The 12,709-nt window shown below is 68.1% G+C and carries 13 protein-coding genes; 7 read left to right on the plus strand and 6 right to left on the minus strand.

Features of this window, described 5'->3' with window-relative positions; all coding sequences use genetic code 11:
* Window positions 1–57: 57 nt before the first annotated feature.
* The 3 genes from ACIQHQ_RS33025 to ACIQHQ_RS33035 all read right to left on the minus strand — a co-directional run bounded on the left by ACIQHQ_RS33025 (window position 58) and on the right by ACIQHQ_RS33035 (window position 3,368).
* Window positions 58–1,164 carry an alanine racemase gene (locus tag ACIQHQ_RS33025; protein WP_402619159.1) on the minus strand — a complete coding sequence of 369 codons (1,107 nt, stop codon included), beginning with the start codon at window positions 1,162–1,164 and terminating at the stop codon, window positions 58–60.
* 129 nt (window positions 1,165–1,293) lie between these two features.
* Window positions 1,294–1,767, minus strand: coding sequence for a RidA family protein (locus ACIQHQ_RS33030; protein ID WP_402619162.1), 474 nt, complete (start codon window positions 1,765–1,767; stop codon window positions 1,294–1,296).
* A gap of 914 nt (window positions 1,768–2,681) precedes the next feature.
* The gene (locus tag ACIQHQ_RS33035) at window positions 2,682–3,368 is read right to left on the minus strand and encodes a GntR family transcriptional regulator (RefSeq protein ID WP_402619165.1); all 687 of its coding nucleotides are present in this window, start codon (window positions 3,366–3,368) and stop codon (window positions 2,682–2,684) included.
* A gap of 256 nt (window positions 3,369–3,624) precedes the next feature.
* On the opposite strand from ACIQHQ_RS33035, the gene ACIQHQ_RS33040 reads away from it, so the two are divergent.
* From ACIQHQ_RS33040 to solA, 3 genes are all read left to right on the plus strand, one after another.
* Window positions 3,625–4,305: a haloacid dehalogenase type II gene (locus ACIQHQ_RS33040; protein ID WP_402619168.1), complete on the plus strand. Its 681-nt coding sequence runs from the start codon at window positions 3,625–3,627 to the stop codon at window positions 4,303–4,305.
* Window positions 4,306–4,704: 399 nt separating this feature from the next.
* Window positions 4,705–6,108: an NAD(P)/FAD-dependent oxidoreductase gene (locus ACIQHQ_RS33045; protein ID WP_402619171.1), complete on the plus strand. Its 1,404-nt coding sequence runs from the start codon at window positions 4,705–4,707 to the stop codon at window positions 6,106–6,108.
* Window positions 6,109–6,127: 19 nt separating this feature from the next.
* Window positions 6,128–7,273 (plus strand): N-methyl-L-tryptophan oxidase, encoded by a 1,146-nt coding sequence (gene solA / locus ACIQHQ_RS33050; RefSeq protein ID WP_402619174.1) that lies wholly within the window; start codon window positions 6,128–6,130, stop codon window positions 7,271–7,273.
* 337 nt (window positions 7,274–7,610) lie between these two features.
* Here the strand turns inward: solA and ACIQHQ_RS33055 are convergent, their stop codons facing one another.
* From ACIQHQ_RS33055 to ACIQHQ_RS33065, 3 genes are all read right to left on the minus strand, one after another.
* A complete protein-coding gene (locus tag ACIQHQ_RS33055; protein ID WP_402619177.1) occupies window positions 7,611–8,003 on the minus strand; it encodes a type II toxin-antitoxin system death-on-curing family toxin in 393 nt (130 codons plus the stop codon).
* Window positions 8,000–8,194 (minus strand): ribbon-helix-helix protein, CopG family, encoded by a 195-nt coding sequence (locus ACIQHQ_RS33060; protein WP_037672007.1) that lies wholly within the window; start codon window positions 8,192–8,194, stop codon window positions 8,000–8,002. Before ACIQHQ_RS33060 ends, ACIQHQ_RS33055 begins: the two co-directional genes overlap by 4 nt.
* A 533-nt stretch (window positions 8,195–8,727) precedes the next feature.
* Window positions 8,728–9,312, minus strand: a complete 585-nt coding sequence (locus tag ACIQHQ_RS33065; RefSeq protein ID WP_402619180.1) for a TetR family transcriptional regulator — start codon at window positions 9,310–9,312, stop codon at window positions 8,728–8,730.
* 105 nt (window positions 9,313–9,417) lie between these two features.
* Between ACIQHQ_RS33065 and ACIQHQ_RS33070 the strand changes: the two genes are divergently transcribed.
* Genes ACIQHQ_RS33070 through ACIQHQ_RS33085 form a run of 4 tightly spaced genes read left to right on the plus strand, consistent with a single transcriptional unit; the run spans window position 9,418 to window position 12,224 of the window.
* Window positions 9,418–10,593 (plus strand): alkane 1-monooxygenase, encoded by a 1,176-nt coding sequence (locus tag ACIQHQ_RS33070; protein WP_402619182.1) that lies wholly within the window; start codon window positions 9,418–9,420, stop codon window positions 10,591–10,593.
* On the plus strand, window positions 10,593–10,757 hold the full coding sequence (locus ACIQHQ_RS33075; protein WP_402619184.1) for a rubredoxin: 165 nt from the start codon (window positions 10,593–10,595) through the stop codon (window positions 10,755–10,757). The genes ACIQHQ_RS33070 and ACIQHQ_RS33075 overlap by 1 nt, the downstream gene beginning before the upstream one ends.
* The gene (locus ACIQHQ_RS33080; RefSeq protein ID WP_351348669.1) at window positions 10,754–10,927 is read left to right on the plus strand and encodes a rubredoxin; all 174 of its coding nucleotides are present in this window, start codon (window positions 10,754–10,756) and stop codon (window positions 10,925–10,927) included. The genes ACIQHQ_RS33075 and ACIQHQ_RS33080 overlap by 4 nt, the downstream gene beginning before the upstream one ends.
* Complete coding sequence (locus ACIQHQ_RS33085) at window positions 10,920–12,224, plus strand: NAD(P)/FAD-dependent oxidoreductase (RefSeq protein WP_402619188.1); 1,305 nt, start codon at window positions 10,920–10,922, stop codon at window positions 12,222–12,224. Before ACIQHQ_RS33080 ends, ACIQHQ_RS33085 begins: the two co-directional genes overlap by 8 nt.
* Window positions 12,225–12,709 lie beyond the last annotated feature (485 nt).

The following is a 12,709-nucleotide window of genomic DNA, read 5'->3' on the forward strand; positions in this document are numbered from 1 at the left end:
AAAATGGGGCGGTCGGGTCGGGGGGCTCGGGTACGAGGTCTCTCGTCCCGGGGTCGGTCAGCTGAGGAATCCGCGGGCGTCGACCGGCCACCGCTGCAGCGACGTGCCCGTGCTGTCGGTGACGATCAGCTCCTCGAAATTGACGACGACCGGGCAGACGTGGTTCGGCACCACCGGCACCACGGTGCCGACCCTGGGGCGGAACTCGCCCGCGGGCAGCGCGAGGAATCCGTGGTACTCGTTGAGCTTGGACAGGAAGGCCGTCGTGCCGGCGACCCGGCCGTAGCCGCGCTCGAGGCTGCCTTCGCGGCTGAGGGCCTTGGTGCCCGCATCGATGATGACCTGGTCGGGCACCCAGTCGCTGACCACGGTGGCAGCGACGAACAGCGCGATCTGATCGTCCGTGCAGGCGCCGAGCCGGGCGTTGTTCACATCGCCGAAGACGTACTCGCCGGGACGGATCTCGGTGATCACGCTGCTGGTGGAGAACTCGACGGTGGGGGTGGAGCCGGCGCTGACCACCTGTGCGGTGATCCCGACGCCGCCGAGGCTGCGTACCGCGATGGTCAGCGCGGCATCCTGGTCCTGCGCGGCGCGTTCGCGGGCGTCCGGGCCGGAGCTGCCGTGACCTGGATAGGTGAAGACGCCCACCGGCACCAGGCCGCGCTTGCGGGCGGCGAGTGCGAGGTCGCCCGCGGCCTCGGGCGGCGCCCCGGAACGACGGGCGCCGCAGTCGACCTCGACCACGACCTGCAACCGGTCCGGTTCGTCTCCCATCGCGTCGGCGAGGGCCTCGATCGCCGCGGCGTTGTCGACGCCGACCCGCAGTTGGGCGGACTCGGCGAGCCGGCGGATCCGTGTCCCCTTCGTTCCCGCGGGCCAGACCGGGTAGGCGAGGAAGATGTCGTCGAATCCGGCCGCGGCGAAGACCTCGGCCTCACCGACATTGCCGGCGGTGATTCCGACCGCCCCGGCCTCGATCTGCCGCCGGCCGATCTCCACACACTTGTGTGTCTTGACGTGAGGCCGGACATCGAGGTTGTGCTGAGCGGCGAAGCCCTGCATGCGGTCGATGTTGTCCTGCATGACATCGACCAGCACGATCGGCGCGGGGGTGTCGATCCGCTCGACCAGAGCGTCGAGTGCTCGCTGGAGCCGGTTCACGCTGCACTCCTCTTGCTTGTGTCTGGGAATTTGAGCGAGGGGCGCGGATGCCGGCTCCCTCGAATGCCGCACGTGCGTGGCGCGCGCGACGTCACGCGCGCTCGCGCTACAACGCCGTCGTGACCGGCTCTACACCGCGGTGCAGACCATCTGGATCTCGACCGGACTGTTGAGCGGCAACCCGGCGACACCGATCGCGGTGCGGGCGTGCCGTCCGTTCTCGCCCAACACCTCGATGAGCAGTTCACTGGCCGCGTTGGCGACCCGCGACTGCAGACCGAAGTCCGGCGTACTGGCTACGAAGACCAGCATCTGCACAATACGGACCCGGTCCAGATCCCCCACCGCCTGCACAGCTGCGGCAAGGCAGTTGAGTACGGCATGGCGCGCGAGCTCCCGCGCCGTCCCCAGCTCCACGTCCCGGCCGACCATGCCCTGCCCCAGCAGTTCACCGTCCCTGTAAGGCAGTTGGCCCGAGATGTAGATGCTCGACCCCACCGTCCGCTGGTCCACGTAGTACGGGTTCTCACGGAGCTCGGGAAGGGCCAGACCCAAGGCCTGGAGCCGATCGGAAGCCGAGCCGGTGTGCGCTACCGAGGCCACGCGCCCGCTCACCGTGCCACTGCCTTGGACGGCACAGGCCACAAACCCTCGCAGTCCGCTGCGAGAACCCGCATCTTGTGAATTGTGATCATCTGCACTCGGTAGTCCTCTCGAGCATCTGTGGCGACAAAGCGTCACATGGGGTCGTAAATCAGCCACCTTCATTGTCGTTTGTCGACCATATGGCTGCCTGTTGAACACTGTCAACACAAACGTCGGCGTCGAGCACAAGCTGGGAGCACCGCGTGCGGACCCATCCGCTGCTGCCGGAAACGACGGCCGACACCGCGACCGTGCTCGCCGGCCCATCCGGTTCGGCGTGGGCGAGAGTGTGCAGCGCACCTGTCCACATGACGGTCGCTGACGAGGGCACATCCAAGGCCGATTGACACGGAGCGCCGACCGGATCGCCGAACAACGCGCCGACGGTCGACCACACGCCCACGAGATCCTTTGATGCCACGACTCGCCCCGCTGTACAGGGCTGGCAGTTGCCTCCGGGCCCGGGCCCACCTCGCCGACCGCATATCCGCGCCTTCGCACGGGGACCGAGGCCGGCACCCGGCCCGGCCGCGCCTGGGGCATGCTCGACGAACCCTGCGGCATCGGCGAGCCGGCCGGGTCACGGTCGGTGCCGCGATCGAGTCCGTCAGAGCGCGCGGGGGCACCGACCCGGACGGAGTCCGACCGATCCTGACGAACACGGGAGGCGCCCAGGACTCCGCGCAGCTACCTCGCAGCCGTGAACGCCCCGTCGCCTCGACCCGTCCCACCGCGCCGACGGCCGGCGCCCTTCATACAAGATCCGCTACAAGATTGCGTTGACGGTGCGAGCTTGATCCTGACCTTTCGGCATGGGACCGCAACGTCACGGTGAGGAGCGGGCACGGACACTGCACACCCGCGGCATGGCCTCATACGTGCCGGTGCGTCGGTTCACCCGCATCTCCCGTCTGGGCTCGCAGCCCCATGGGGAAATGGGCAGCCAGCTCCTGACGGAACGCGTCGGTGTCGCCCTCCAGGGCAACCGCGGCCAACCTCTCGTGCTCGACGACCAGTTGATGCGGGTTGTCACTGTACGTACGGTGATCGACGCTGAGGTAGAGGCGCAGCTTGGTCTCCCAGCCGTTCCAAAGGCCCTGCAGGATGCCGTGCCCCGAGAGATCGTAGAAGAGCCTGTGGAAGCGAAGATGGGCGTCGATGCTGGCCGGGATGTCGTCCTCCTCCATCGCCCGACGGAGATCCTCGACAGTCTGCAGCAACTGCGGCCGCTCAGGACCACGCAGCGCTTCGGCCGAGAGCTCGGCGGCGTAGGGTTCGACACGCAGCCGGACCGAGTCGATCTCGGCGACCTCACGAGGGCTCACCTCTACGACGAACGCCCCACGGTAGGGGATCTTTACGACGAGCCCCTCCTCCTCCAGCTTGGTCAGCGCCTCGCGCAGCGGGGACCGGCTGATCCCGAGATCCGAGGCGATGTGCGCCTCACGTAGCTGGCCACCAGGGGGTACGGTCCCGTCGAGGATGGCCACCCGCAGTGTGCGGTAGACGCCGTCCGGCGTCGTCGTCCGCTGCTCCTGCCACTCGAACTTGTGGCCCACCCCGTCACCCTCCCTCGGCGCCTGTCGACCACTTGGTCGTTTGTCGACTATACCCCTGCCGGGTTTTGCCCTCGCACCTCAAGCCGCTCCCCTGGCCCGGCAACCCTGGGTCGTCGGACGGTCGACGCCGGGACCACACAAGGCACTCCTCAGACGCTGTTGACAGCCGATATCGACTTGGTCGACAATCGTCCACATCGCAATGGTCGACAATCGGCCAAATCGCTCGGGCTGCGCCCTGACACGAGGAGGAACAGTGGGATTCGACATCAAGCCCAAGTTCGTGACGTTCGACATGAACGGAACGCTGATCAAGTTCAGCATCAACGACACGATGCGTGAGGTCCTGGGCGACCGGCTGCCGGCCGAGGTCGCCGACGAGTACCTGCGGATCTGCAAGGCGTACCGCATCGACGAGTGCACGGGCGCGTACCAGCCGTTCCACCAGGTCGTCGCCCGCTCCATGGAACGCGCCTCGCGCCGGGTCGGTCTCGAGTACCGCGAGGAAGACGCGCGGGCGGTGTACGAGACCATCCCCACCTGGGGCCCGCACCCAGGCGTCACCGAGGCGCTGAACCGCCTGGCCGAGGCCGTCCCGCTGGTCATCGTCACGAACAGCGACACCGCGCATGCCGTGCGTCTCGCGGAGAACCTCAAGGCCCCGTTCGAGGTCGTCATCAGCGCCGAGGAGATGGGCGTCTACAAGCCGCGGCTCAGCGCGTTCGAGTACACGTTCGACAAGCTCGGCGTGACACCCGACGAGCTCGTGCACGTCTCCGCGAGCCCGATGTACGACCTGCGCTCCGCGGCCATCATGGGCATCAAGAACAAGGTGTACGTCGACCGCGGCTTCGAGCACGACGAGCACTGGCTCGGCTACGAGCGGATCACCGACATCGCCGACCTCCCGGTCCTCTTCGGCCTGCCGCGCCCCTGACGCCCGAGAGGAGTACGCCGGACTTCGCTCTGCAGTCACAGGTCGCCAACGCGGCCAGTGAACTGCTCATCGAGGTCTTGGGCGAGAACGGACAGCACGCCCGCACCGCGATCGGTGTCGCCGGGCTCCCCCTCATCACCTCTGTCGAGATCCAGATGATCTGCACTGCGGTCTAGCGACGAGCCGATCGTCGTGAGCGGCGGCGGTGAAGGCTTCCACAGGCACGGCGTGAGGGGCGGATCCAGTCCGACGCGCCGCCGCTGCCGAGTCGCCGACGCCGTCCTCCGCCTCGCGCCGTCGGAGTCCTCCTACCTCGACGGGACAGCCCTCCCCGTCGACGGCAGTCGCACCGCCTTCCAGCCCCGCCCCCCGGTCCCAGACACAGAAGAAGGACGCACCATGAACGCCCATGCGGCACCACCGCGGAACGGCGAGCTCGGCTTCTGGGTGGCCGGGCTGGCCGACAAGAGGCCGTCGTTCCCCCGCTTCACCGGCCAGGACTCCGTGGACGTGGCCATTGTCGGCGGCGGCTACACCGGCCTCTGGGCGGCGTACTTCGCCAAGAAGCTCGAACCGTCGCTCTCGGTCGCCGTCTTCGAGGCCGAACAGGTGGGCTACGGCGCGTCAGGACGCAACGGTGGCTGGCTCTCGGCGATGCCCCCGGGGAACCGTGCCGCCTTCGCCCGCGCCGGGGGCGGGCTGGAAGCGAGCCGGGCTCTGCAACAGGAGTTCGTCGCCGGCGTCGACGCGGTCCTGGACATCCTCCAGGCCGAGGGCATCGATGCCGATCAGCACAAGGGTGGCGCGCTCGTCGCCGCCCACACTCGGGCAGGGCTGGGCCGGCTTGTCACCAGGCGTGATGCCGACCTGAAGTACGGGCTGACCGACGACGAAGTCCACATGCTCGACCGGGACGAGTTCCGGAGCCGGATCGACATCTCCACCGTCCACGGCGGGCTCTTCTACAAGCACTGCGCGCGATTCCACCCCGCGAAACTCGTCTACGGCCTCGCCGGCACCCTGACCTCCATGGGGGTCAGGATCTACGAGGGCAGCCGAGTGGACGGTGTCGCGGACAGGACCCTCACCTTGGCCGACGGACGCGTCAGCGCGGCCAGGACGTTCATCTGCACCGAGGGCTATTCGGGACAGCTGCTCGGCAGCCGGACCCTGATCCCGGTCAACTCCTCGTTGATCGTGACCAAGCCCCTGCCGGAGGAGGCATGGCAGGAGATCGGCTGGGACGGGCTCCAGTGCCTCAGCGACTCCGCGCACACCTTCATCTACGCCCAACGGACATCGGACGGCCGTATCGCCATGGGGGGCCGCGGTGTCCCTTACCGCTTCGGGTCCGGCACAGGGGGAGCCGGTGCGACCGCCCAGACCACCATCGACCTGATCTCACAGAAGCTCAGTACCTTCTTCCCGAGCGTCCCCTTCGAGGTGGACCACGCCTGGTCAGGAGTCCTGGGCGTCACGCGGGACTGGAACGGCGGCGTGCACTGGGACCCGGCATCGGGGATCGGATCGTCCACCGGCTACGCCGGACACGGCGTCACGTCGGCCTACGTCGGCGGCAGGACTCTCATGGAGCTCGCCTTCGAGAAGGAAACCGAACGGACCACCCTTCCCTGGGTCGGCTACCGGGCACGGAAGTGGGAACCGGAACCCATCCGCTGGCTGGGCGTTCACGCCATGTACCGGCTCTTCGGTGTTGCCGACCAGTGGGAAGAGCGCAGGGGTTCCAGCAAGACCTCACTCCTGGCCAGATTCGGCAGCAGACTCGCCGGACTTCACGAGTAAAGAGAAGGCAACTGCTCTCATGGACGCACAACTCGCAGTCATCGGCTTGGGCAGCATCGGAAGCATGGCCCTGTGGCAGGCCTCCCGACTGTCCGACTCGGTAGTGGGCTTCGAGGCCGCCACCCCCGCCCACGGCCGCAGTGCCGTGGGCGGGGACACCCGCCTGCTCCGCATGATCTACTTCGGGAAGCCCGACTACTACCCCATCATGGAACGCTCCCGCGGCCTCTGGTCCGAGCTCGAAGCGGAAACCGGGCAGGAGATCTTCACGCCTACCGGGGGCCTGACCATTGGGACGGCGAACGGCAGTTTCATCAACAGCCTCCTCGAGACAGCGCGCATCACCGGAGCCGAGCACGACGTTCTCAGCCGGGAGGAGTTGGCGAAACGCTACCCCCAGCACAACCTCCGCCCCGACGACTGCGCCATCTATGACCCCCGCGCCGGCGTGCTGCGCACCGATCGGGCCGTCAGCGCCGCCGTCGCGGTGGCCCAGGCCAACGGCGCCACTGTCCTTCAGAACACCCCCGTGGACAGCATCACCGAAACCGAGCACGGCGTGGTCGTCGTCTCGGGCGACAGATCCTGGACGTTCGAGAAGGTCATCGTTGCCTCGGGCGGCTGGTCCCGAAGGCTCATGCCCGACCACCTCAAGGCCGTTACGGAAACCCATCGAATCGTCCTGACCTGGTTCATCGCCCAGGACGGCACGCAGTTCTCACCGGAGAAATTCCCCGTCTTCAGCCGGCTGTACGACGATCGTTCCTTGTACGGCGCACCCGCCGTCGACGGCGTGACGGTCAAGGCATCGGTGGACGGACCGCTGGACGGGCGCGGAAGGGAAACCCCCGACCCGGACTCCGTGCCCAGGGAACTCACCCAGGAAGAAGTCGAGAAGGTCACCGAGATCGTCACCGAGTTCTTTCCCGGCCTGACCCCCACCATCGTGCGCTCCGACGCCTTTCCCGACCTTTTCACCGAGGACAGGCATCCTCTCCTCGGCTGGCTGGATGAGAACAGCAGGGTCTACTGTGCCACCGGATTCTCCGGGAAGGGGTTCAAGATGGCGACCGGCTATGGCCACATCGCCGCACACGAGGCGCTCGGCAAGCAGACCATCGAAGGCTTGGACTTCGTGCGTCCGGACCGGTTCAAGACCCGGTAGCCACCCACTTCCGCCGCCTCGGCGCAGAAGCACGGTATCGCCATTCGGCTGACGGTCGTTGCGGGACTCATCGGTGCCGCATACATGGACTCGCTCCGGGGGCATAGCGAGCCATGCGCACGAGCCACTCGAAGCGCTGCGTGAGCGGGCCGCCCCTCCCCCTCGTCTCACGGCGGGCTTCGAGAGGCTGTGATGCCAAGCTTCGACGTCCGGAGTCAAGCGGCGAAGGGGAGCACGCCTTCCAGTGCACAGCACTCCCATGCCACCCGACGCGAGCACGGCCGGACAGCGCGTGAGGGCAGGGCACGCGCCTGCCCTGCCCTCACGTCGTCGAACGTCAGGAAACGGGGAACCAGGCCGACAGGCACTTGGCGATGGCCGGTACATCAACCTTGTCCTGCGCGACGTCCTCGACGAACGGGCCGGCCACGGAGACGGGCGGCGGGACGGTTCTGGCGCTGACGCCGTTGAACCGCAGAAAGACACGCATGGCGAGCCAGGCGGTGCGCTCGTTGCCGTCGATCAGCGCGTGATTGCGGGCGACGGAGTGCAGCAGTGCCGCCGCCTTCTCGTGCAGCGTGGGATACAGCTCGGCCCCGAACACGTTGGTGCGGGGCCGTTCGACAGCTGACACCAGAAGGCCCATGTCGCGCACGCAGTGCTCGGTACCGTTGACCGTCCGGGCGATGACCAGGATCTCGTCGATCTGGAGGTAACGCACGTCGGTCACTTCAAGTAGTCCAGGATCTCCGCATCGCTGTCCATCAGCTCCGCCAGGACGTCATCGACCTTCAGCTCGGCCCGGTTCTGGGCATCACGGATGGCCTCGATGGCAAGTTCCTGCTTGCTGCGGCCCTCCCGACGAGCCCGCTCGGTGAGCTTCGCGTCAAGGTCGTCGGGAAGGCGGAGTGTCATCGCCATACACGAATGATACCAGGCCGGTATCAAAGCGGTCCGGTCGGTCCGGGCCGACCGCCACCACCGCCGCTGCGCAGGCGCAGCAGAAACTCAGCCCTCGATCGTCCGAGCGTCAAGAAACCCCGAACGATCCTCTGGAGGCATCACCCATGCAAGCACCGCGCTCACGAATCCGCAGGTCAGCGGAGTAACCGAGATCGATCCGTCCGCTCGAACCGCTGCACGGGGGAAACAGGTCGAGCAACCCACCCGGACAACGAGAGCCCAGGTCAGGACGCCTTGCTTGCAGGTTCCAGGATTGCCCCACACTCCACACGCGACGTCATCGGAAAGATGTCGGCCTGAGTGAGCCACGGAAAAGCCCAGCTCAGAGCTGGTTATTCGGCTCGCTGCCCCGCGTGCGGGTGCCCAAGGCGTCAAGCGGGCGTCATGGCCGACGACGCGTCCCTCCCCTCACGACAGAGCAAGGCGGCTCGGGGCCATGCCGGGCGCCGGCGCCGGAGACTCAGCCTCGAAAGTAGGCGGACGGCACGACTTCAGGCTTGTGCGACCCGCATGGTGATCTCGGCGATGCGCTCCGCGGAAAGGTCGGGCGGCAGGACCGGCTGGACGAGGTGGCTGACCGTCAGACGCACCCCCGCCTCGACGGCCAAGCCCCGCGAGTCGGCGTCTATTTCGGGCCAGACCTCCGCCAAGTGAGCAGTGAGCATGCTGATGGCGGTGTCCAGGAGTGGCTCGGAGCGGGTCGTCAAGTGGGTGAGCAGATCCTCGTCACCGCCCCGGCTGCCGGTCAGGATGGCCTTGAGAAGTGGATTGTCGGCCGCCGTGCGCAGGGTGTACCCGATGGCGGCTGTGATGGCGGCCCGCATGTCGCGGGGGTGCGCGAGGAGTTGGTCCTGTATGCCGGTGAGAAAGCGTTCCACCTCACGCATCACCAGCGCCTGGCCGATGGCCGCCTTGGAGCCGTACTCGGTGTAGACGGTCTGCCGGCTCACTCCGGCGGTGGTGGCGATATGGGTCATCTTCAGCCGGTCCCAGCCCTCGGCCGCGACCCGCTCGTAGGCGGCGTCCAGGATCCGTTCCTTGAGCATGGAGCGGACCGACTCTCGATAGCGCGTCATCTCGGCCCTCATCCTAGCGAGCAGTGTCCGACACCTTGACGACTCAGCCCTTAACTGTCTAATTTCTGGACAGTTCTCGGTCGAAGTGTCCAATGGAGGTGGGGCATGGCAGAAACCTCGTATCCGCTCGGAGCACCGTCGCCGCACGTGACGTGGCGAGACGGCAAGCGCTACCTGTGGTTGCTCGGACTGGTGCTGCCCGCCTTCCCGTTCGCGGCGTGGGGGCTGGCGGCGGTCACGGGGCACGGCTACTTCTGGTGGCTGCTGCCGCCGGTCGTCTTCGGCGTGATCCCGCTACTGGACCTGCTGGTCGGCAAGGACTCCAACAATCCGCCCGACAGTGTCCTCGCCTGGCTGGAATCGGACCGGTATTACCGCTGGTGCACCTACCTGTTCCTGCCCCTCCAGTACGCCGGGCTGGTGCTGGCCTGCTGGCTGTGGTCCCAAGGCGGTCTGTCGGCCATGGACAAGGCGGGGCTGACCGTCACCATCGGCATCGTCGCCGGGTTCGGCATCAACACCGCGCATGAACTGGGCCACAAGAAGGACGGGCTGGAACGCCTGCTGGCGCGGATAGCCCTCGCCCAGACCTGCTATGGGCACTTCTACATCGAGCACAACCGCGGCCACCATGTTCGGGTCGCCACTCCCGAGGACCCCGCGAGCTCCCGCCTGGGCCAGTCCTTCTGGCGATTCCTGCCCCGCTCGGTGTACGGCAGCGCCCGCTCGGGTTGGCACCTGGAGAAGCAGCGGCTCGGCCGGCTGGGCAAGAGCCCGTGGAACCCGCACAACGACGTGCTCAGCGCGTGGGCGATGTCAGCGGTCCTTTTCGCCGCGCTCACCGCCGCGTTCGGGGTCGAGGTGCTGCCGTACCTGGCGGTCCAGGCGGTCATCGGCTTCTGCCTGCTGGAGGTCGTCAACTACCTCGAGCACTACGGGCTGCTGCGGCAGAAGACCCCCTCGGGCCGCTACGAGCGCTGCACCCCGCAGCACAGCTGGAACAGCGACGACATCGCCTCCAACATCTTCCTCTACCACCTGCAACGGCACAGCGATCATCACGCCAACCCCACCCGCCGCTACCAGGCCCTGCGACATTTCGAGGAGTCCCCGCAACTGCCCACCGGTTACGCGGGGATGATCCTGCTCGCCCTCGTGCCGCCGCTGTGGCGTCGTGTGATGGATTCTCGGCTCCTCGCCCACTACGACGGCGACGTCACCCGGGCCAACATCCATCCCCGCACCAGGGGCAAGGTCCTCACCCGCCACGGGAGCCGCTGATGAGCCGCTACCTGTGCCCTGTCTGCGGCTACGTGTACGAGGAACGTTCCGGCGCGCCGCGCGAGGGGTTCCCCGCGGGTACGGCCTGGGCGGACGTGCCCGACGACTGGCCCTGTCCGGACTGTGGGGTCCGCGAGAAGATCGACTTCGAGGAGTTGACATGAAGGTCTGGGAATGCCTGGTATGCGGTTTCGTCTACGACGAGGCGCGGGGCTGGCCCGACGAAGGCATCGCCCCCGGCACGCGCTGGGAGGACATCCCGGACGACTGGTCCTGCCCCGACTGCGGGGCCGCCAAGGCCGACTTCCAGATGGTCGAGGCGTCCCGTGCCTGAGACCACGCCCCGCACGATCGCCGTGGTCGGCACCGGGATCGCCGGCGCGACCGCAGCACTCACCCTGCGCCAGGAGGGCTTCGACGGCCGCGTCCTCCTGGTCGGTGAGGATCCCCATCCCCCGTACCGTCGTCCGCCGCTGTCGAAGGACCTCGGCAAGCGGGCCCTGACGTCCGAGCGGCTCCGCCTGAAGCCGCCGACGGCCTGGCAGGAACTGGGTATCGAACTGCGCACCGGTACGAAGGTCACAAGCATCACCGACGGCACCCTGGAATGCTCCGACGGAAGCCGGCAGCCGTACGACAGACTGCTGCTGGCGACCGGAGGACGCGCCCGCTCCCTGCCGTACGCCGCCGGGCACGACCATGTGCACACCCTGCGCGGCCTCAGCGACGTGCCCGCTCTCCGCGCCGACCTGGAGTCCGGCCGCCCGCTGCTGGTCATCGGCGCGGGACTGGTCGGCCTGGAAGTCGCCGCGAGCGCCCGGTCGAAGGGACTCGACGTCACCGTCCTGGAAGCCGGCGCGGAGCCCTTGCGCCGGGTGCTGCCCGCTCCCCTGCGCCGCGCCGTCCTGAAACTTCACCGCGCCCACGGGACTCGGGTGCACACCGGGGTCACGCTCACCCAACTCGCCCGGCGGGACGGCATGCTCATGGCAATCGCCCGGGACGGAAGGAGCTGGCACGCCCACACGGTGCTGGTCTCCGTCGGCATACGGCCCGACGTCGAACTGGCCGCCCGGGCGGGCCTGGACGTGGGTGACGGCATAATCGTCGACGCCTTCGGCGCTTCCAGCGATCCGCGTATATTCGCGGCAGGGGACGTGGCTCTCTATCCCGACCCGCTCCTTGGACGACGGGTGCGCGTGGAGCAGTGGAACCACGCCCAGCAGCAGGCCGCCGCAGTCGCGAGGAACATGCTCGGCGCCAGTACACCCTTCACCGCGGTGCCCTGGTCGTGGACCGACCAGTACGGCGTCATGCTGCAGATCGCCGGTCATTTCGCCGACGCCGACTCCCTGACGGTGCAAGGCGACATCGCCGGTTTCGACTTCGCCGCCCTGGCGACCGCGAACGGACGCCCCATGGGAGCCGTGGCGGCCGGCAGACCCCACGACTTCCGTGCCCTGCGGGCGGTCCTCGACCACGAGGTCGCCGGCCCCTCCCCAGCCGCTGGGCGCCCACCGGCGGGCACGCACGCACTTCTCGCGGGCGGACAAACGGCGTGCCACGCCCTACGGCCTGTGCAAGGGGAGCCGGACGTCCCGGAACCCGGATCATCCGCTGCCGCCGGGTGACGCTCTTCGGCCGCGGGCCCGGCGAGCCGACCGGGATCCTGCGCGAGGCAGCGCAGCGCCCCGCGCAGGAGAGGATGCACTCCCCACGATCGCCGAGCGGCGCCGGGCCATCCGGGGAGTGATCGCCGAGCTGCGCGCCCCGGGTATCACCGGCTACACCAGCCGGGCCTCGCCCCCACGGCAGCCGCGCCCTGTTCGGTGGCCTTGACACCGAGAACGGGACCGCCTACGCCCACCTCGCCGGGGGCGGTCGGGACCCCCGTGACTCTCCAAACCGGCGACTTGACCCGACGCGCCATCAGCAAGAGCGTCACACGAGCGTCGGGACGGGCTTGCGCCCACCTCACCGAGGTCGGCGCACAACGCTGCCCGTCAACCCTCTTGCTGACAATCCGCAGGCGAGCACCGTTCGTCCGGCGTGCGGCGCTCTCCACGTCGTGCGCTCTGGGAAACAGGTCGAGTACACCCGCCTCCGCCTGAGCAAT

Origin of the sequence: Streptomyces sp. NPDC092370, assembly GCF_044755265.1 — a bacterium.
Lineage (GTDB): Bacteria > Actinomycetota > Actinomycetes > Streptomycetales > Streptomycetaceae > Streptomyces.